The 19492-nt window shown below is 69.3% G+C and carries 13 protein-coding genes and 1 pseudogene; 9 read left to right on the plus strand and 5 right to left on the minus strand.

Annotated features, from left to right (window positions below):
- The first annotated feature begins 75 nt into the window (after positions 1 to 75).
- From Ato02nite_RS27260 to Ato02nite_RS51900, 5 genes and pseudogenes are all read left to right on the plus strand, one after another.
- Entirely contained in the window at positions 76 to 1308 is a 1233-nt protein-coding gene (locus tag Ato02nite_RS27260; RefSeq protein ID WP_213009475.1) for a sugar ABC transporter substrate-binding protein, read from the plus strand.
- Positions 1301 to 2248 carry a carbohydrate ABC transporter permease gene (locus Ato02nite_RS27265; protein WP_213009476.1) on the plus strand — a complete coding sequence of 316 codons (948 nt, stop codon included), beginning with the start codon at positions 1301 to 1303 and terminating at the stop codon, positions 2246 to 2248. The genes Ato02nite_RS27260 and Ato02nite_RS27265 overlap by 8 nt, the downstream gene beginning before the upstream one ends.
- Positions 2249 to 2255: 7 nt before the next feature.
- Positions 2256 to 3098: a carbohydrate ABC transporter permease gene (locus tag Ato02nite_RS27270; RefSeq protein WP_213009477.1), complete on the plus strand. Its 843-nt coding sequence runs from the start codon at positions 2256 to 2258 to the stop codon at positions 3096 to 3098.
- 24 nt (positions 3099 to 3122) lie between these two features.
- Complete coding sequence (locus tag Ato02nite_RS27275; RefSeq protein ID WP_213009478.1) at positions 3123 to 3902, plus strand: ThuA domain-containing protein; 780 nt, start codon at positions 3123 to 3125, stop codon at positions 3900 to 3902.
- Positions 3899 to 4882, plus strand: a pseudogene (locus tag Ato02nite_RS51900) (Gfo/Idh/MocA family protein); the annotation flags it as partial. The gene Ato02nite_RS27275 and the pseudogene Ato02nite_RS51900, both read left to right, overlap by 4 nt.
- A 132-nt stretch (positions 4883 to 5014) precedes the next feature.
- Here the strand turns inward: Ato02nite_RS51900 and Ato02nite_RS27280 are convergent.
- On the minus strand, positions 5015 to 6664 hold the full coding sequence (locus tag Ato02nite_RS27280; RefSeq protein WP_213009479.1) for a GGDEF domain-containing protein: 1650 nt from the start codon (positions 6662 to 6664) through the stop codon (positions 5015 to 5017).
- Positions 6665 to 6877: 213 nt separating this feature from the next.
- On the opposite strand from Ato02nite_RS27280, the gene Ato02nite_RS27285 reads away from it, so the two are divergent.
- On the plus strand, positions 6878 to 8137 hold the full coding sequence (locus tag Ato02nite_RS27285; protein ID WP_213009480.1) for a lactonase family protein: 1260 nt from the start codon (positions 6878 to 6880) through the stop codon (positions 8135 to 8137).
- A 67-nt stretch (positions 8138 to 8204) separates the two neighbouring features.
- On the opposite strand, the gene Ato02nite_RS27290 is transcribed toward Ato02nite_RS27285, so the two are convergent.
- Genes Ato02nite_RS27290 through Ato02nite_RS27300 form a run of 3 tightly spaced genes read right to left on the minus strand, consistent with a single transcriptional unit; the run spans position 8205 to position 11259 of the window.
- Complete coding sequence (locus Ato02nite_RS27290; protein WP_213009481.1) at positions 8205 to 9023, minus strand: carbohydrate ABC transporter permease; 819 nt, start codon at positions 9021 to 9023, stop codon at positions 8205 to 8207.
- Positions 9020 to 9955, minus strand: a complete 936-nt coding sequence (locus Ato02nite_RS27295; RefSeq protein WP_213009482.1) for a carbohydrate ABC transporter permease — start codon at positions 9953 to 9955, stop codon at positions 9020 to 9022. The genes Ato02nite_RS27290 and Ato02nite_RS27295 overlap by 4 nt, the downstream gene beginning before the upstream one ends.
- Positions 9952 to 11259, minus strand: coding sequence for an ABC transporter substrate-binding protein (locus Ato02nite_RS27300; protein ID WP_213009483.1), 1308 nt, complete (start codon positions 11257 to 11259; stop codon positions 9952 to 9954). Before Ato02nite_RS27300 ends, Ato02nite_RS27295 begins: the two co-directional genes overlap by 4 nt.
- A gap of 246 nt (positions 11260 to 11505) precedes the next feature.
- On the opposite strand from Ato02nite_RS27300, the gene Ato02nite_RS27305 reads away from it, so the two are divergent.
- Together Ato02nite_RS27305 and Ato02nite_RS27310 are read left to right on the plus strand one after the other, a co-directional pair.
- A complete protein-coding gene (locus Ato02nite_RS27305; RefSeq protein WP_213009484.1) occupies positions 11506 to 14223 on the plus strand; it encodes an nSTAND1 domain-containing NTPase in 2718 nt (905 codons plus the stop codon).
- Between the two features lie 104 nt (positions 14224 to 14327).
- Positions 14328 to 14501, plus strand: coding sequence for a CsbD family protein (locus tag Ato02nite_RS27310; RefSeq protein ID WP_213009485.1), 174 nt, complete (start codon positions 14328 to 14330; stop codon positions 14499 to 14501).
- Positions 14502 to 14580: 79 nt separating this feature from the next.
- Here Ato02nite_RS27310 and Ato02nite_RS27315 read toward each other — a convergent pair whose 3' ends face one another.
- Entirely contained in the window at positions 14581 to 17325 is a 2745-nt protein-coding gene (locus Ato02nite_RS27315) for a glycosyl hydrolase family 95 catalytic domain-containing protein (protein ID WP_213009486.1), read from the minus strand.
- A 712-nt stretch (positions 17326 to 18037) separates the two neighbouring features.
- Between Ato02nite_RS27315 and Ato02nite_RS27320 the strand changes: the two genes are divergently transcribed.
- On the plus strand, positions 18038 to 19492 hold a 1455-nt coding region (locus Ato02nite_RS27320; protein ID WP_213009487.1), incomplete at its 3' end, for a glycoside hydrolase family 10 protein.

Raw genomic sequence — 19492 nt, forward strand, 5'->3', positions numbered from 1 at the left:
CACGACATCGTCGATGCGTATCGACGACGCCCTGAAACCTTCCACGGTGCGCTTCGATCGAAAGGACACGCCGATATGTTCCGGTCCACTCGTTCCCGCAAAGCCCCGGCCGCCCTCGCCTCGATACTCGCAATCCCGCTGACGCTCACCGCCTGCGGTGGCTCGGACAGCGGTTCGGACAGTGGCGGCACCGCGACCCTGCGCGTACTCGACTACTACAGCAACGAGCCGGGCAGGACCGTCTGGCAGAAGGCCCTCGAGGCCTGCGCCTCGCAGGCCGGCGCCACCATCTCCCGCGAGGCGGTGCCGGGCGCGACGCTCATCCAGAAGGTGCTGCAGCAGGCCTCGTCCAAGACCCTCCCGGATCTGCTCATGCTCGACAATCCCGACCTGCAGCAGATCGCCCAGACCGGCGCACTGACGCCGCTGGACACCTTCGGCCTCAAGGCCGACGGCTTCGCCAAAGGCGTCGTCGACGCCTCGACCTATCAGGGCAAGCTCTACGGCCTGCAACCCGTCACCAACACCATCGGGCTGTTCTACAACACCGACATCCTGACCAAGGCCGGCGTCACCCCGCCGACGACCTGGGAAGAGCTGAAGACGGCCGCCCGGAAGCTGACCTCCGGCAGCCAGTACGGACTGGCCTTCTCGGCGCCGGCCAACTACGAGGGCACGTGGCAGTTCCTGCCGTTCATGTGGTCGAACGGCGGCGACGAGAAGAACATCGCCACGCCGGAGACCGCACAGGCCCTGCAGTTGTGGGTGGACCTGATGAAGGCCGGCTCGGTCTCGAAGTCCGCCTTGAACTGGACCCAGGCGGACGTCAACGACCAGTTCAGAGCGGGCAAGGCCGCGATGATGGTGAACGGGCCGTGGCAGTTCCCGGTGCTGGACGCCGACAAGGCTCTGCACTATGCGGTGGTGAAGATCCCGGCCCCGGCCGCCGGCCGGCCGATCGTCGCGCCGCTCGGTGGCGAGACCTGGACCGTCCCGCAGACCGGCAACAAGGACAAGCAGGCCAAGGCGGCCAAGGTCGTCGCCTGCCTCAACTCCGACGAGAGCCAGGTCAACCTGGCCAAGCAGAACCAGACCATCCCCACCAGGACCGCGCTGCTGGCGAGCTTCAGCTCGGCCAACCCGAACGTGAAGGGCTTTGCCGACCAGATCCCGACGGCACGCTCGCGGACCGGTGAGCTCGGTGCGGACTGGCCGAAGGCGGCCACGAAGATCTACACGGCCTTCCAGTCCGCGTTGACCGGGCAGGCGGATCCGGCCAAGGCCTTGGAGCAAGCCCAGAATGGCTGAGTACGAGCCTCCGCCCGGCTCGGTGCCCCCGGACCGGGTCGGCCGCTGGCAGTCGCGGCGCGGGCAGGACCGGCTCGCCCAACTGCTGTTCCTGGCCCCGGCCGTGATCTACATGCTGGCGTTCTTCGGCTACCCCGTCGTCAAGAACTTCCTGATGGCGCTCCAGACGTATTCGACGAGCACCTTCTACACCGGCGAAGCACCGTGGGCCGGGCTCGCCAACTACCGCGCCGTGATCACCTCGTCCGTGTTCAGCAAGGCACTGCTCAACACCGTACTGTTCACCGCCGGTTCGATTCTCGGGCAGTTCGTCATCGGGCTGGGGCTGGCGGTCTTCTTCCGGCGCCGCTTCCCGCTCAACGGCCTGCTGCGCTCGCTGCTGCTGATCCCGTGGCTGATCCCGCTGATCGTCTCCGGTGCGGTCTGGCGCTGGATCCTGGACAAGGACAACGGCGCGCTCAACCGGTTCCTGGCCGCCATCCACCTGGCGCCCGGGCACCCCGGCTGGCTGACCAGCACCTCGCTCGCCCTGCTCGCCGTGATCATGGTGAACATCTGGATCGGCATCCCCTTCAACCTGACCATCCTCTACGGCGGACTGCAGGACATCCCGGAGGATCTGTACGAGGCGGCCACGCTCGACGGGGCCTCGGGCCGGCAACGGTTCCGCTACGTCACGTGGCCACTGCTGCGGCCGGTCGTGAGCGTGGTGCTGGTGCTCGGGGTCGTCTACACCATCAAGGTGCTCGACGTCATCCTGGGGCTGACCAACGGCGGGCCGGCCAACGCGAGCCAGACCATCGCCACCCAGTCGTACCACCTTTCCTTCGTGCAGTTCGACTTCGGGCAGGGCGCGGCGCTCGGCAACATCCTGATCGCCATCTCGCTGGTGTTCGCCGTCATCTATCTGCGCGCCAACCGGCGTGCCGTGGACGAGTGAGGTCGTCATGGCCATACCCGTGACACCGGGCCGGCGCCCCGGGCGGGCCTGGCCACGCTGGGCCGACACCGCGGTCGGCGTCGGAATTCTGGCCGTCCTGCTGTTCCCGATCTACTGGATGATCAACGTGTCGCTGCAGCCGGGCGGATCCGCGGTCGGCACCCCGTGGCTACCGGTCCACCTCAGCTTCCACGGTTACTCCACCGCCCTGAGTCAACAGGGCCGCAACCTGCTGACCAGCCTCGTGGTGGCCCTCGGTTCGGTGGCCTTCTGCCTGGTCATCGCCACCCCGGCGGCGTACGTGCTGGCGCAGTTCCGGCTCCGCTTCGCCGGCGCGATCCTGTTCGGCGTCCTCATCTCGCAGATGATCCCGGGCATCGTGATCGCGAACGCGCTCTACACCGCCTACACCGACGCAGGTCTGCTCAACTCGGTCCCCGGTCTCATCCTGGCCGACTCGACCGCGGGTATCCCGTTCGCGATCCTCATCGTGCGGGCGTTCATGACCAGCATCCCGCAATCGGTCATCGAGGCCGGCCGGGTCGACGGCGCGGGGCACCTCCGGACGTTCGTCTCGATCGTGCTGCCGATGAGCCGCAACGCGCTGATCACCGCGGCACTGTTCAGCTTCCTGTTCGCCTGGGCCGACTTCCTCTTCGCCCTCACGCTCACCACCACGGCGGACGTCCGGCCGGTGACGCTCGGCCTCTACACCTACATCGGAACGTACGTCAGCGACTGGAGCTCGGTCATGGCGACCGCCGTACTCGCCTCGATCCCGGCCATCGTGCTGCTCGTCGTGGCGCAGCGCTACGTCGCGGCGGGAACCACCGCCGGCGCGGTCAAGTAAGCGACCTGGAGAAGGAGCCAACCCGTGACATCGACAGAGACCGGACCCCTGCGCGTGACCGTGTGGGGGGAGAACCGCCACGAACAGGTCGAAGAGCACGTGGCGAAGATCTACCCGCACGGCATGCACGCGACGATCGCGGAGGGCATTCGAGAGAATCTCGGTGAACCGTGCACCGTACGGACCGCCACCCTCGACGACCCCGAACACGGGCTGACCGAGGAGGTGCTCGCCCAGACCGACGTCCTCACCTGGTGGGGACACGCGGCCCACGCCGAGGTGGCCGACGAGGTCGTCGAACGCGTGCACCGGCAGGTGCTCTCCGGCATGGGGCTCGTGGTGCTCCACTCCGGACACTGGTCGAAGATCTTCACCACGCTGATGGGCACGACCTGCACGCTGCGCTGGCGCTCGGAGCACGATCGCGAGCTCATCTGGACGGTCGACCCCACGCACCCCATCGCGCGAGGCATACCGCATCCCCTCATCATCGACGAGGACGAGATGTACGGCGAGTACTTCGACATCCCCGCTCCCGACGAGCTCGTCTTCATCAGCTCGTTCACCGGCGGGGAGGTCTTCCGCAGCGGCTGCACCTTCCGGCGCGGCCACGGCAAGATCTTCTACTTCCGTCCCGGGGACCAGGCCTATCCCACCTATCACCACCGCGACGTACGCAAGGTGATCGCGAACGGGGTCGCCTGGGCCCGCAGCGACCGGCCGGCGCGCGACCATCCGACGCTCCTGCGCTACGACACCGGGGACTTCTTCAACGGCCAGGGCTACCGGGGGCCGCTGTCGTGAGCTTCCGGACCATCGCCAGCAGCCCGGCCGAGCCGCTGCGGGTCGTCGTCGCCGGCGCCGGCAACATGGGCCGGGCCTGGCTCACCGCCGTCACCGCGGCGCCCGGCGTGGAGTTGGCCGGGGTCGCCGACCTGAACCTGACCGCGGCGAAGGACGCCGTCGCCGCGGTCGGCCGGCCCGGCCTGGCCTACGGCAACGACGCCGTCGAGCTGGCCCGGCAGACCGGCGCACAGGCACTGATCAACGTGACCGTCCCGGAGGCCCACCACTCGGTGACCACCGCGGCGTTGTTCGCCGGCCTGCCGGTGCTCGGTGAGAAGCCGGTCGCGGACTCGCTGAGTCGCGCCCTCTCGCTGGTGGCGGCGGCCGAGCTCACCGGCGAACTGTTCATGGTCAGCCAGTCCCGGCGGTGGAACCCGCAACTGTCCCGGCTGCGCGCCATGACGCGGCACCTCGGGCCGATCGGCACGATCACCACGGACTTCTTCCGGGCTCCGCACTTCGGTGGCTTCCGCGAGCAGATCGCCCAGCCGCTGCTCATCGACATGGCCATCCACGCCTTCGACGCGGTGCGGTTCCTGCTGGACTGCGAGCCGGTGTCGGTCTACTGCCAGTCCTACAACCCGCAGTGGAGCTGGTATGCGGGGCACGCCAACGCGACCGCCGTATTCGAGATGGAATCCGGCACCCGATACGTATACAACGGCAGCTGGTGCAGCACCGGCGCGGAAACCTCCTGGAACGGCCGGTGGCGGGTCAGTGGGCAGAACGGCACCGCGCTGTGGAACGGCGACGACGAGCCGACCCTGCACACTCCGACGGAATGCACGATCCCCGACCCGCCGCCCTACTCCGGGATCGGCGGTGCCCTGCGCGTGTTCGTGGAGGCTCTGCGTACCGGGCAGCGGCCGTCCGGCGAGGTGCACGAGAACGTGATGAGCCTGGCGATGGTCGAAGCGGCCGTGCAGTCCGCCCGGACCGGCCGGCCCGCCCGGATCGACGCCGTTCTCACCCGGGCGTACGCGGACGCGGTCCGGGCCGAGGACCGAGCCGACGTATGCCGCGTTCTGCAGAACTGGCCCGCCGTGCGCGACGCCCTCGCGACGCGGGGATCAGATCTGGGTGCCGTTGACCCGGTTCCGGCCGCTCCGCTTGGCGTCGTAGAGCCGTTGGTCGGCCAGGTTGATCGCGTCCGCGAGAGTCCCGGTGCCGGTGACCTCGGCGAGGCCGAGACTGATGGTCACCCGCAGACCGGGTCGTAGATGTTCCCAGGGGTAGGCCGCTACGTTCGCGCGCAGAAGTTCACACTTGGCTCGGGCATCCTGCAGTCCGGTCGCGTTCAGCGCGATCAGGAACTCCTCGCCGCCGAACCGGGCCACCAGATCGCTGTCGCGGACGTGCTCGAGCAGGATCGTGGCTATCCGGCGCAGCACTTCGTCACCGACGGGGTGTCCGTACTCGTCGTTGACCCGTTTGAACAGGTCGACATCGGCCAGCGCCACGCACAGCGGCCCACCGGCGGCGGCCAGCTTCGGCAGCCGCTCGTCGACGTAGCGCCGGTTGGGCAGGCCGGTCAGCGCGTCCTCGGTCGCCTGACGCTGCCAGAGAAGGTTGTCGGCGGCCAGTTCGGCGCTGCGGGCCCGGTGCAGTGCCGTCTCCAGCCGGGCGTTCTCCGCCTCCAGGCGGGCGTTGTCCAGCTCGAAGTGGTGCGCGGCCATCCGGGCCCGGGCGGCGGCGACCTGGTTGTGGAGCTCGCGTTCCAGGTCGTGGAAGGCCCGGTAGTGGTGCAGCGCCGCGACCGGGTCGCCGGCCATCTCGTACGCGTCGGACAGTTCCCGCAGAACCTCCATGGCCATGGTTTTCTCGCCGGCCTCGCGGGCCCGGTCCAGGGCCAGAAGCAGGCCCTCGATCGCCTCGGCATGGTAACCACGCATCAGCCGTATCCGGGCCTGGTGCTGCAGGGCACCGGATTCGAGGGAGCGGTAACCGGCCCGGACCGCGATCTGGCGGGACTGCTCGATCAGCCGGGCCGCGCCGTCCAGATCACCGGCCAGGGCCAGCAGCATCCCGTAGTTGTCCAGGCTGATCGACTCCCGGAAGGGATGGCCGGCCGCTCGGGCCAGCCGCAGCGCCTCCGCCACGTAGCCGAGCGCGTCGGTCAGCGTCGCCTCGGCGCCCTTCGCGTCGCCCAGGCCCTGCAGCCGCGCCACCTCGTGCACCGCGTTGTCGCCGACGTTGTTCAGGATGCAGAACCGGGCCTCGTCGTCCATCCCGTCGACCATGCGCAACGCCTGCATCAGGTAGTCGTTGCTCAGCTCGCGGTCGCCCATGCTGCCGTGCACCACGCCCGTGCGGTTGTGCACCCAGTAGAGCAGGTCCCGGTTGCCCAGCTGCTGAGCGATGTCGCGAGCCCGGGCCAGCACGTCCAGCGCTTCCTCGTGCATGCCGAGGTCGGTCAGCGGCAGGGCCTGCAGGGTGAGCACCTCGCAGACGCCGGACGCGTCGCCGAGCGCCTCCAGTTCCGTGACCGCTGTCCGGCAGGCGGTCACCGCTTCCTCGTGCCGGCCGAGCCGCAACAGCTGAGTGGCCAGCGAGCGCAACGCTTCCGCATGCCCCGCGGCGTCGCCCAGCGCGGCCGCCAGTTCGGCGGCTTCGCGAGCCGCCGCGCAGCCCGACCGGTAGTCACCCGCGAGCCGCCTCTGCTCCGCCGCCGCGAGCAGGGCACGGACCGAACGCTTCTCCGCCACCTGAACAGTGGTCACGCCGTCCTCCCCCGCGCCGCGGACCCACGGCCTGCCGACCGAGGGTGACTTATCCATCGGCGCTCGCCGCCCGGGGATGAGAACTCCCGGACCGCAACCTGGAAACAACCCATTACGCAGTCCTTACGGCCGGCTCCGGAGTCCAACCGACCGGCGGGCAGCGCCGTATCGAACGACGGAAGACACCGCTCGTTCGTCGGAGGTAGAGCACTCATGCGTAGGAGAACTGGCATCGTCCTGGCCGCGGGCCTGTTGTTGACGGCGGGTGGCGTGTCGACGGGAATCGCTTCGGCACATGAGAACCCGGCCGGCGATCGCCCCAAGCCGGCCAAGGGCGGAATGGTCTTCGTCCAGTCGAACGACCCGAAGCACAACTCCGTCCTGGTCTTCAAGCGCGCGGCCGACGGAACACTGGCGGCGGCCGGCGAATACCCGACCGGAGGCCGCGGCGGCGCCCAGAAGGACAACCCGTTCGATCCCCTCGCGTCGCAGGAATCGCTCGTCTTCGACCGCCGGAACAACGTGATGATCGCCGTCAACGCCGGCAGCGACTCGGTCACCGCCTTCCGGGTACGAGACGGCAAGCTCACCCACCGGCGGACGGTGAAGTCCGGGGGTCACTTCCCGGTGAGCATCGCGGTCTCCGGCCGGACCGTCTACGTCCTGAACGCGGGTGGCACCACGAACATCACCGGCTTCCGGCTGACCCACGACGGACTCCGCCCGCTGGCCGGCTCGACCCGTACGCTCGGCATCACCAACGACGCCGTCCCGCTGTTCACCGATTCCCCGCCGCAGGTGGGCTTCAGCCCCGACGGCCGGCACCTGCTGGTCACCACGAAGAGCAAGAACACGATCGAGGTCTTCGCGGTGGCCGAGGACGGTCACCTGTCGGCGAAGCCGGTGACGACCAAATCGAACGGGGCCGTGCCGTTCTCCTTCGTCTTCGACCGGGCCGGCCACCTGATCGTCACGGAGGCCGCCAAATCCGGGGTCACGTCCTACACCCTGCGCAAGGACGGCACCCTGGACGTCATCACGCCCTCGGTGGAGTCGGGCCAGCAGGTGCTGTGCTGGATCGCCCGGGCCGGCGAGTTCTTCTACGGAACCAACCCGGGCAGCTCGACCATCAGCCTCTACACGGTCGACGGCAAGGGAAAGGTCAGCATCGGCGGTAAGGACGGCGTGATCGCCCCCGCCGGCGGTCCGGAGGCGGTCGCGGAGGTGGCCGCCGCGGCCGAGGCAGCCGCACCGGATCCGGACGCCGAGCCGGCCAAGGCGCCGGGCGCGGGTCCCATCGACCTGGCCGCCACCGCCGACGGCTCATTGCTGTACGTGCAGAACACCCTCGCCGGGACCATTGAAGGGTTCCGGGTCGGCCCGAACGGCGAACTCACCCTCGTCGAGACCGAGACCGAGGGTCTGCCGGCCTTCGCCGGCGGGTCCGGCATGGAGGGCCTGGTCGTCTGGTAACCGGCGAAAACCGCACCGACGTACGCGGGCGGGCCGTAGCCCCCGAGACCCACGGCCCGCCCGCGCCTCAGGTGCCGGCCAGCGAACCGCCGATACCGCCGACGCTGAAGTACTTGTTGAGCGTGGCGAACACGATGACCGGCGGCAGCAGCATGACGACCGCCAGCGCCATGACCGAACCCCAGTCGGTGCCGTTCTGCTGAAAGAACGACTGAATGCCGATCGGCAGGGTGAACCGCTCCTGCGAGCGCAGGAACACGATGGCCACCAGGTAGTCGTTCCAGGAGACGAGGAACGTGAAGATCGCGGTGGACAGCAGCCCGGGCAATGAGTTGCGCAGCACTATCCGGGTGAAGCCGGTGAACAGCGACGCCCCGTCGATCCAGGCCGCCTCCTCCAGCGACACCGGGATCGAATCGATGTAGGCCGCCATCATCCAGATCGCCACCGACATCGACGCACCGACGTAGACGATGCCCAGGCCGACCAGGTTGTCGACCAGCCCGACCCGGGCGAACAGGATGAACAGCGGGATCACCGCCGTGATCACCGGCAAGGACTGGACGACGAACAACAGCAACGAGTACGCCGAGACCGCCCGGTTGCGGCCGCGGGAGAGCACGTACCCGGCCGGAGCGGCGACCGCGACCGAGACGGCGACCGTGGCCAGCGTGACGCCCAGGCTGTTGGCCAGCCAGGTCAGGGTCGGGATGTCGCGGAAGATGTGGGCGAAATTGGCCAGGCCGAAGACCGCGGTGCTGCCCGAGGCCACGCCCGGACGCAGGGACAGGATCAGCACGGCCGCCACCGGTACGAGCACGATGCCGGTCAGGAGCAGCACTGCGGTGAAGCGCCACCACTGGCCGCGGGTGCCGTCGGACTTCATACGTGCGCCTTTCGAATCTGCCGGTACAGGGCCACGGACACCACGACCAGGCTGACGGTCATCAGGAAGGCGATGGCCACGCCCGGTCCGACCTGGAAGTTCTGGAACACCGTGCGGTAGGACAGCACGACCAGCGAGGTGGTGGCGTCGACCGGACCGCCGCCGGTGAGCAGGAAGATGGTCGGGAAGTCGTTCACACAGAAGATCGTCATGAGGATCCACGAGATGTACGTCGACCGGGAGATCATCGGCAGCGTGATGTGCCGGAACTGCTGCCACCTGGTGGCTCCGTCGACGCCGGCGGCCTCATAGACGGTGTGGTCGACGCCGGCCAGCGCCGCACCGGCCAGCATCATCATGAACGGCACACTGATCCACACCTTGAACACGCAGACCGTGATCTTGGCGAGCGTCGGGTCGGCCAGGAACAGGGGTGTGCCGAGCCCGAGTGCCTCGGCGAGACTGGGCAGCGGGCTCTGCGGGGTGGCGACCAGCCAGTTCCACGCCGTGGAGGAGACCACCACCGGCACCACCCACGGCAGCAGAAGCAGGGTCTTGAAGACCGTACGGCCGGGTATCCGGGTGCGCAGCAGCAGAGCCAGTCCCAGGCCGCCCAGCCAGCTGCCGAACACCCCGACGACGGTGAAGATCAGCGTGAATTCGACCGATCGCCAGAAGGCGGGGCTGGCCAGCGTCGCCCGGTAGTTCTCCAGGCCGACGTACTCCCCCGCGTTGATCAGTGAGCCGTCGCGGACCGACTGGAGCGCGGCGTAGACCAGCGGGTAGGCGTTGATCAGGAGCAGCAGCACCAACGACGGCGCCACCAGGAGCAGCAGGGTCCGCCGGGCCCGGCGAGGTTTGCGCGTACGGGAGATCTCGCTCGGTGGTGCAGTGTCCGGCCGGAGCGTGTCCCGTTCGGAGGCAACCGTCACTTGACGATCGCCTCGAGCGCCTGCTGCAGGGTGGTCAACGCCGGCCGTGGGTCCTTGCCGGCCAGCACGGTCTGCGCGAACTGGGTGATCGGCTGGCTCGAGTCCACCGCGGCCAGCCCGCCGAACAGGGTCTTCGAGTTGGCCGCGAAGCTCTTGGCCACCGGAGCCCATTCGGCGATGATCTTCGCCTTCTGCTTCTGCGCCTGGAACTCGGGCAGGGCGACGATCGACTTCAGCACCGGCAGGCCGGCCACCACGTTCTGCTGCCAGAGGGTCTTCATGTTGCGGATGTAGTAGGACAGGAACGCCTCGGATCCCTTCTGGGACGGGGTGTCCGCGTACATCATGATGTTGTTCTGGAACACCAGGCCGGCCTTGGCGCCGCCGGGGCCGGTCAGCGGGCCCATCACCTGCAGGTCGCCGTCGGACTCGCCGGTGTCGGTGTCCAGCCCGGCGGTGTGGATGCCCATCGCGACCTTCTTGTTCTTCCACTGCGTGATCAGGTTGTCGGTGGTGTAGCTGATCGACGCCCGATCGACCGCCTTCGCCTTGACCAGTTCCTGCACGAAGCGCATCGCCTCGAGGTTGGCCTCGGTGACGACGTCGACCTTGCCGTCGGGGTCGAACAGGCCGCCACCGTTGTTCAGCATCATCAGATGCAGGCCCTGGCTACCGAGGTTGTTACCGGCGCCCGCGCCGGTGCCGAACCCGAACAGGCCCCGCCCGGCCAGCGTCCGGCAGGCGTTCAGCAGCTCGTCCCACGTGGTCGGCACCTCGACGCCGGCCGCATCGAGCAGGGACTTCCGGTACCACCACACCCGGAAGTCGAGCTGCCACGGCACCGCCGCGTAGCCTTTGGCGGTCTTCATCGCGTCCAGCTGACCGGGCAGGAAGTCGTCGGCCGTGCCGTCCTGGCGGAACTGGTCGATCACATCGTCGGCGTACGCGATCGCGCCCTGCTCGGCGAACTGGAACGCCTGGAAACCGCCACCGGTGCTGACCGCCGGACCGGTCTTGGAGGCGATGGCCGACGAGAACGTCTGGCTGAAGTTGGCCCACTGGATGCCCTGGTAGGTCGCTCCCGGCAGGCCGTCCGCCGGCTGGTAGCCCTCGGTGAGTTTCTTCGCGGCCGCCGTGTAGTTCGCCTGGCCCCACGGCATGTCCCAGAACTTGAGATTGCCCCCGCCCGAGGCGGACCCGCCACCGCACGCTGACAACAACATTCCACCGCCGACAGCGGCGCCCAGACCGAGGAAACCTCGGCGGGAGAAACGGCCGGGCACGGACGGATCGATCGTGTTCATGGCAACTCCTTCGATCCCAGACCAGCTGGGAGAGGTGACCGCTCAATGGCAGACGGCCGGTCGGCAGCGCCGCACGACGGACCGGAGGGCCGGACGAGGACGACGCTAGGTGGCGGCGTGTTGTTCAGGCTCGGGGCCGAGCGCTGAACAACAGACCCCGAACATCACCGTTCGGCGGCAAGCGGGGCAACGCGGTCGGAACGCGTCGGATATACAGCAGATTGGTCAACCACGATGGGAGGCACGGTGCCCACACGGGAACAACCACTGGCATCCGAGGACTCGCCGTTGCTGCGCTTCGCCGGTGACCTGCGGCGGCTGCGTCGGCGCGCCGGCGTGCCGACGTACCGGGAGCTGGGCCGGCGGACCAACTATTCGGCGGCCGCACTGTCCGAGGCGGTGTCCGGGCGGCGGCTGCCCAGCCTCGCCGTGACCGTGGCCTTCGTCCGGGCCTGCGACGGTGACGCCGACGAATGGACCGAACGGTGGCGCGGCCTCGCCGCGGGTCAGCCCGGCGCCCCCGATGCCGCGCCGCCGCCGTACATCGGGCTTTCGGCCTATCAGGTCGAGGACGCCGACCGCTTCTTCGGCCGCGAGGCCCTGACCGACACCTTGCTGACGCTGGTCGACGAGCGGCCGTTCGCCGGGGTCTTCGGCGCCTCCGGAGCCGGCAAGTCGTCGCTGCTGCGCGCCGGGCTGGCCGCCCGCACCTGGCGGACCACGCTGATCGTCACGCCGGGCGCCGACCCGATCGCGGAGCTGGCCGTGGCCGTCGCCGTTCTGGCCGACGAGCCGGCCGGCCGGGTCCGCGAGGATCTGGCCGCCGACCCGCAGGCGTTGCGGGGCTGGCTGGCCAAGGCCGCCGACGACCTTCTGCTGGTGGTCGACCAGTTCGAGGAGTGCTTCACCCTCTGCGACGACGACCGCCGGCACTGGCTGATCCGGGCGTTGACCTCGGCCGCCGGCGCGCGCTGCCGGGTGGTGGTGGGCGTGCGGGCCGACTTCTACGGCCATTGCGCACGCCATCCCGAGTTGGTGGCCGCCCTGCACCGCGCGCAGGTGCTGGTCGGGCCGATGTCGGCCGAGGAGTTCCGGGTGGCGGTCACCGAGCCGGCCACGCGGGCCGGGGGGTCGATCGAGACGGCCCTGGTGGCCCGGCTCGTCTCGGACGTCGCCGGCCAGTCCGCCGCGTTGCCGCTCGTCTCGCACACTCTCGCCGAGACGTGGCGCCGGCGGCGCGGCATGGTGCTCACCCTCACCGGGTACGAGGACGCCGGCGGCATCAAGCACGCCCTGGCCCGGACCGCCGAGCAGACGTTCGACGAGCTCGGCGAGCCGGAGCGGGCGGACGCCCAGCAGCTGTTCCTGCGCCTGGTCGCCCCCGGCGACGGCACCGAGGACACCAAACGACGCGTCCGGCGGGCCGACCTGGACGTGCCGGACGCCCTGCTCGACCAGCTCGCCGCCGCCCGCCTGATCACCATCGACCGGGACAGCGTGGAACTGGTCCACGAGGCACTGCTGCACGCCTGGCCCCGGCTGGTCGGCTGGATCGACCGCAGCCGGGACGACCTGCGCATCCAGCACCGGATCGGTGAGGCCGCCACCGTCTGGGAGGCACACGGCCACGATCCCGACACCCTTTACCGCGGCGCGCACCTCGAGGAGGCGGCCCGGCTGCGGGACCGGCTCAACCGGCGCGAGCGCGCCTTCCTCGACGCCGCGTCGGCCGCTGAGCAGGCCCGGACGGCGGTCGAGCAACGCACGACCCAGCGTTTGCGCCGGTCCGCCGCGGTGCTCGCCGTCCTCACCGTCCTGCTGGCCGGCGCGGTGGTCGTCGCGGTCACGGCCCAGACCTCAGCCACCCGGCAGCGCAACGAGGCGATGTCGCTGCGGGCCGTGGACGCCGCCCGTGGTCTGCTGGCCACGCGACCGCACGACGCCGAGTTGCTGGCCCTGGCCGCCCACCGGGTCGCGCCGAGCGACAGCACACGCAACATGCTGGTGCTCGCGCACGGCGCCGCGACCGCCACCTCGCTCGGCGGCGGCTTCGCGACCGCGACCGGACGCTTCGCCATCACCAACGAGGCCGGCGGGGCCGGCGACCAGCAGCTGTGGCGGCCGGACGGTGACTCGTGGTTGCCGGCGGCCGCGCTGCCGACCGGCGACAGCTTCCTCTATCTGACCAGTGCTGACGAACGCCGGGCGCTCTATCGGGACGGGACGCGCTCCGTCCTCTGGGACCTGGCCGACCTCGATCGGCCCCGCCGCCTCCCGGTTCCGGTCGAGATGCCGGTGGCGGACAGCATGGATCAGACCGGATCGCTCGTGTCCGGCGTGGCCGACAACCACACCGCCGCGCTGTGGCGGGTCGGTGACAACGCCGTGCGCCAGTTTCCGGCGCCCGACGTCGAGAGCACGGCCCTGCTGCGCGACGGCTCGGGCCTCATCCTCTGCCGGCGTTCCGGCGGCGGGTACACCCTGGAACAGTGGACGATCGGCGGCGCCCGAACGGCCACGCTGCTGCAGACGTCGTACCGGATGTTCCCGCTCGTCGGTCCGGGTGGGCTGATCGCCATCACGTCCGAGGTCGGCAAGGCCATGGTGCTCGACATCCGCGACCCGCTCACGGTCCGCACCGTGGTGCGTACCGACGGCCTCAGCCATCCGACCGTGGCATCCATCGACCCGGCCGGACAGACCGTGGCCCTGAGCGACCTGGACCGGATTCAACTGTGGGATGCCGCCTCCGGCCGGATGCTGATGTCCGTTGATGCTCAGGGGCTGCAACTGTCCGCTCCGCGTGCCATCGGCGGGCAGCTCGCCGTGCTCAGTCCCCGTGGCACCAGGTGGCGGCTGGACAGTGTCCTGGCCCGGCTGATCGGTGAGATCTGCGCCGGTACCGTCGCCGTGGACTGGGATCATTACTTCCCCCGCACCATGCCGAAGCCGCTCTGTCCCTGACTGCCTGGAGACATCCGCGCAGGACGGCACCCTGAACGAGGGTTGCGCCGAGCACCGCCGGGTACGCCTGGGGTAGGCGACACGACGATGTGGAGGCGATTGACATGGCTTTCGACGACAAGGTCGACAACAAGGCCGAAGAGCTCGGCGGCAAGGCCAAGGAAGGCGTCGGCAAGGCCACCGACGACAAGGACCTGGAGGCCGAGGGCAAGGCCGACCAGGGCAGCTCGAAACTCAAGCAGGCCGGCGAGAACATCAAGGACGCTTTCAAGTCCTGACCGGCGAACTGACCCACCGGCCGAGACGCTGACGTCTCGGCCGGTCGCTGCCGCTGAGGTCGTCGTCCTGCTGGACCGGTCACCGCGTGGTGCAGGTGATGACCGGCGGCGGGTTGTTCACCCCGGCCGTGCCGGCGATGAAGCCGAAGCTGGTGGAGCCGCCGGCCGGCAGTGCACCGTTGTAGGCGGCGTTGGACACCGCCACGTTCGGCCCGGTCTGGGTGTGGGTTCCGTTCCAGACCTGACTGATGACCTGACCGTCGGGAAAGGTCCAGGTCACCGTCCAGCCGCTGATCGCCGCCGGCCCGGCCGTCACGACCACCTCGGCCTGGAACCCGCCGGACCAGGAACTGGTGACGGCGTACGTCGCCGTCGCGGCGGCCGGCGCGGTGGTGGTCACCGTCGGGGTCGGCGTAGCGCCCGGGCGAGCCGCCCGGTAGGTGTGGCCGGCACGAACCGCGAGCTGTACGACGTCGGACTCGGGCCGCGTGGTGGCGGGCGTGCTGCTGTCGGTGAGGTCCACCAACGTCCAGCTCTCGGAGAACAGCCGCGCACGAAGCCGCGCGGGGCCGTCGCGGTCGGCCCGGATGACGAACTCGTCGGCCCGGCCGCTCGTCCACGCCATCGAGACGGTATAACCGCCGCGGCCGCGCAGGCCGGTGACCCGCCCGGTGGGCCAGGCATCCGGCAGCGCCGGGAGCAGGTGCAGCTCGGCGTTGTGGCTCTGCAAAAGCATCTCGGCGATGCCGGAGGTGGCGCCGAAGTTACCGTCGATCTGGAACGGCGGGTGCAGGTCGAACATGTTCGGCGCGAGCCGGTCGGTGCGTACGAGATCCCGGAACAGCTTGTGGGCGCGGGCGGCGTCCTCCAGCCGCGCCCAGAAATTGATCTTCCAGGCGAGTGACCAGCCGGTTCCGTCGTCGCCGCGCAACTCCAGGGTCCGGCGGGCGGCCTGGTAGAGCTGCGGTGTGCCGCGCTTGGTGATCTGGTTGCTGGGATGCAGGCCGTACAGGTGCGAGACGTGCCGGTGGTTCGGCTCGGTCTCGACCCAGTCGGCCAGCCATTCCTGGATGTTCCCGCGGGAGCCGACGCGCATCGGGGGCAGTCGGTCGCGGACCGCCCGGATCCGGGTGCGGAGGTCGGCATCGGTGGCCAGGACCTCGCCGGCCCGCGCGCACGCGTCGAACAGGTCCCGCAGGATCTGGTTGTCCATGGTGGGCCCGGCGCAGACGCTGGCGTCCGCGTGGTGCGGCAGCTCCGGCGAGTTCGACGGGTTGGTGACCAGATAACCGCGGGACGGGTCGGCGACCAGGGTGTCCACGAAGAACTGGGCGGCGCCCCGCAGGGCCGGGTAGTTGGCCCGCAGGAACTCGAGGTCGCCGGTGAACTGGTAGTGGTCCCAGATCATGGTGGCGAGCCAGGCGCCACCGGTCTGCCACATGCCCCACAGCGCGCCGTCGACGACCGAGGAGCCACGCCAGGCATCGGTGTTGTGGTGCGCGACCCAGCCGCCGGCGCCGTACTGAACCTGCGCCGTACGCGCACCGGTCACGGTCAGGTCTTTGATCAGGTCGAAGACCGGCAGGAAGCACTCCCCCAGGTTCGTCGTGTCGGCCGGCCAGTAGTTCATCGGCAGGTTGGCGTTGAGCGTGTACTTGGAGTCCCACTGCGGCGCCGTCGAGTCGTTCCAGATGCCTTGCAGGTTGGCCGGCTGGGTGCCGGGACGGGACGAAGAGATCAACAGGTACCGGCCGTACTGGAACAGCAGGGCGGCGAACTGCGGGTCGTTCTGGCCGGCGTGCTGCGCGATCCGTACGTCGGTGGTCTGGTCGGCCGCCGCGGTCCGGCCGAGATCGATGGTGACCCGGCCGAACAGCGCCTGGTAGTCGGCCAGGTGCCGGCTGCGCAGCTGGTCGTACGCGATGGCCCGGGCGGCGTTGAGCCGGCTCCGGGCGATCCCCTGGTAGTCGCCGTTCACGGTCCGGTAGTTGACGTAGCTGGAGCCGATCGACACGAGGATGGTCACGCTGGTGGCGCCGGATATCCGCAGCGTGCCGCCGGAGCTGGTCACGGTGCCGCCGGTGGCGACGGCCTGGGCCAGCGCGAGGAACCGGACGGAGCCGGTGACGCCCTCCATGCTGCCGGAGATGCCGTCCAGGGCGATGGTGGACCCGTCCGGGCTGGAGACCGTGGTGCGTTGCGGACTGTCGAACGTGGCCGTGACGCTGACGGCAGCGGCGCGGTCGGCCGTCAACCGCACCACGATGACCTGGTCCGGAGCACTCGCGAACACCTCGCGCTGGTAACGCACGCCGCCGGACACGTAGGTCAGCGAGGCGGTCGCCGTGCTGAGATCGAGGGTCCGGTCGTACTGCGACGTCGTGCCGGCCGGGAAGGCAATCCGCAGGTTGCCGACGGTCTGGTAGGCCAGCTGCCCACCCGGGTTACCCATCATCGTCTGGTTGATCAGGTTCTGGGCCGGGCCCCACTGGTCGGTGAAGACCAGCCGCCGGATCTCGGCCAGCGCCGCGGCGCCGCGGGTGTTGCTGGAGTCGTACGGCCCGCCGGCCCAGACGGTGTCCTCGTTGAGCTGCAACCGCTCGGCGTCGACATTGCCGAACACCATGGCGCCGAGGCGGCCGTTGCCGATCGGGAGGGCGCGCAGCCAGTCGGTGCCGGCCGGCTTGTCGTACCGCAGGATCAGGTCATCGGCGGCCGACGCGGAGACGGCCTCGGTGCCGGCACTCCAACCGGCCGGAACCAGCGCGGCGCCGACGCCGGCTGCCCCGGCCGCGAGGAGGTGGCGGCGGGTCACTGGGCTCATGGTGGACCTCTCGGGATGCGGGCTGAAGACAGCATACGTATTGCCTTTTGTCGATGTTAACCTTCACAACCGCGCCGCCGGGACCGGTGGAACTTTCACGCTCGGCACATAGAGCCACCGATCCCCCGCTGAAAAATGGTTACGCATCGCCGGAGCCGATGACCGGGATTTTTCACGACACTCCGCCGCAGGTCACAACACATCGAAGAATGGACTGACTGCACCGTTTGCCGACTGTCTATTTATCCATCAAGCAACTGCACAGGATGGCGCAATCCGCAATTGAGCAGTTCCCGCAGAACATTTTCCTGCAGTGCCGCTCCGCCCGGCCGTTCAATGCCCGCAGGTCGGCCGGCCGGGCAACGCAAGCCTCTGATCAGGGGTTTCGCCCTCCGCTGCGCGGATTCGGCCGGAGCTAAAAACTTCCTTCGGTCTCTCTTAAATCTGTTACGGACCGGCAGTCCGCGAAGTCGCGCCCACTTCGAAATAGTTAAAGTTGCTTTATCGGCACCGGGCCGGTTGAGTGGGTCCAGAGCATTAACGCCTGCGGACTTGAGATGCGTCGCTCTCTGTGCCACTCTGGCAAAGCAATTTATGGGAGCGCTCCCAAAACCATTCACCAAGTGCCGGTCCGCCGTGAGCATGCCCGGTCACCCACACCTACGGCCGCGTCCCGGTATACGTCGCGGCCCTCTTCGAGGAGCAAGATCACATGACAGCGCCGGTTCGTCCTCCGGGACACCGCAGACCCCTGCGACGCCGGGCCACCTTGGTGGCCGCGGGCATCGCCGGCCTCGTCGCCGCCGGGCTCGGCATCGTCTTCACCCAGTCGGCCGAGGCGGCCACGACACTCGGTGCGTCGGCCGCACAGACCGGCCGCTACTTCGGCGTCGCGATCGCCGCGTCGAAGCTCGGCAACAGCACCTACGCCAGTCTCGTCAAGACCGAGTTCAACGCGGTCACGCCCGAGAACGAGATGAAGTGGGACGCCACCGAGCCCGCACCGGGCAGCTTCACCTTCACCAACGGCGACAAGATCCTCGCCCAGGGCCAGTCCAACGGCTCGAAGATCCGCGGGCACGCGCTGCTCTGGTACCAGCAGCAGCCGGCCTGGGCGCAGTCGATGTCCGGCACCGCACTGCGCACCGCGATGATGAACCACGTCACCAAGGTCGCCGCCCACTACCAGGGCAAGATCTACGCCTGGGACGTGGTGAACGAGGCCTTCGCCGACGGCAACAGCGGCGCACGGCGCGACTCCAACCTGCAGCGCACCGGCAACGACTGGATCGAAGCCGCGTTCCGAGCCGCCCGCGCCGCCGACCCGAACGCCAAGCTCTGCTACAACGACTACAACACCGACGGCGTCAACGCGAAGTCGACCGGCGTCTACAACATGGTCAAGGACTTCAAGGCCCGCGGCGTCCCGATCGACTGCGTCGGCTTCCAGTCCCACCTCGGCACCAGCATCCCCGGCGACTACCAGGCCAACCTGCAGCGCTTCGCCGGCCTCGGTGTCGACGTGCAGATCACCGAGCTCGACGTCGCCCAGGGCGCCAACCAGGCCTCGATCTACAGCACCGTGACCAAGGCCTGCCTCGCGATCTCCCGCTGCACCGGCATCACGGTCTGGGGTGTGCGCGACAGCGACTCGTGGCGCACCGGTGAGAACCCACTGCTGTTCGACAACAGCGGCACCAAGAAGGCCGCGTACAACTCGGTGCACACCGCCCTGAACGCGGGCGGCACGACGACGCCGACCACGGCGGCGACCTCGGGCTCCGCCGGCTGCACCGCGACGCTGACCCCCGGCACCGTGTGGGGCGATCAGTACAACTCCTCGGTCACCGTGACCGGAGCCGGCACCTGGACGGTCGTCGTCGGCATCACCGCGCCGCAGAAGGTCTCCGCCACCTGGAGCGGCACCGCGAGCTGGGACTCCAGCGGCACCGTGATGACCATGAAGTCCAACGGCTCGGGCAACACCTTCGGCTTCACCACGCTGTACAACGGCAACACCAGCGCCCGGCCCCGGATCGTCTCCTGCAACGGGGACGGCGCCGGCGGGGGCACCACGCCGACCACCCCCACGACGACGGCCGCCTCGTGTGCACTGCCGTCGTCGTACCGGTGGACCTCGACCGGCGCACTCGCCACCCCGAAGTCG

Origin of the sequence: Paractinoplanes toevensis (assembly GCF_018332695.1) — a bacterium.
Lineage (GTDB): Bacteria > Actinomycetota > Actinomycetes > Mycobacteriales > Micromonosporaceae > Actinoplanes > Actinoplanes toevensis.

What these genes read in the sequence shown, in the direction of transcription:
- Ato02nite_RS27260 (WP_213009475.1), top strand. Translation starts at nt 76, where the DNA reads ATGTTCCGGTCCACTCGTTCCCGCAAAGCCCCGGCCGCCCTCGCCTCG.
- Ato02nite_RS27265 (WP_213009476.1), top strand. Translation starts at nt 1,301, where the DNA reads ATGGCTGAGTACGAGCCTCCGCCCGGCTCGGTGCCCCCGGACCGGGTC.
- Ato02nite_RS27270 (WP_213009477.1), top strand. Translation starts at nt 2,256, where the DNA reads ATGGCCATACCCGTGACACCGGGCCGGCGCCCCGGGCGGGCCTGGCCA.
- Ato02nite_RS27285 (WP_213009480.1), top strand. Translation starts at nt 6,878, where the DNA reads ATGCGTAGGAGAACTGGCATCGTCCTGGCCGCGGGCCTGTTGTTGACG.
- Ato02nite_RS27290 (WP_213009481.1), bottom strand. Translation starts at nt 9,023, where the DNA reads ATGAAGTCCGACGGCACCCGCGGCCAGTGGTGGCGCTTCACCGCAGTG.
- Ato02nite_RS27300 (WP_213009483.1), bottom strand. Translation starts at nt 11,259, where the DNA reads ATGAACACGATCGATCCGTCCGTGCCCGGCCGTTTCTCCCGCCGAGGT.
- Ato02nite_RS27310 (WP_213009485.1), top strand. Translation starts at nt 14,328, where the DNA reads ATGGCTTTCGACGACAAGGTCGACAACAAGGCCGAAGAGCTCGGCGGC.
- Ato02nite_RS27315 (WP_213009486.1), bottom strand. Translation starts at nt 17,325, where the DNA reads ATGAGCCCAGTGACCCGCCGCCACCTCCTCGCGGCCGGGGCAGCCGGC.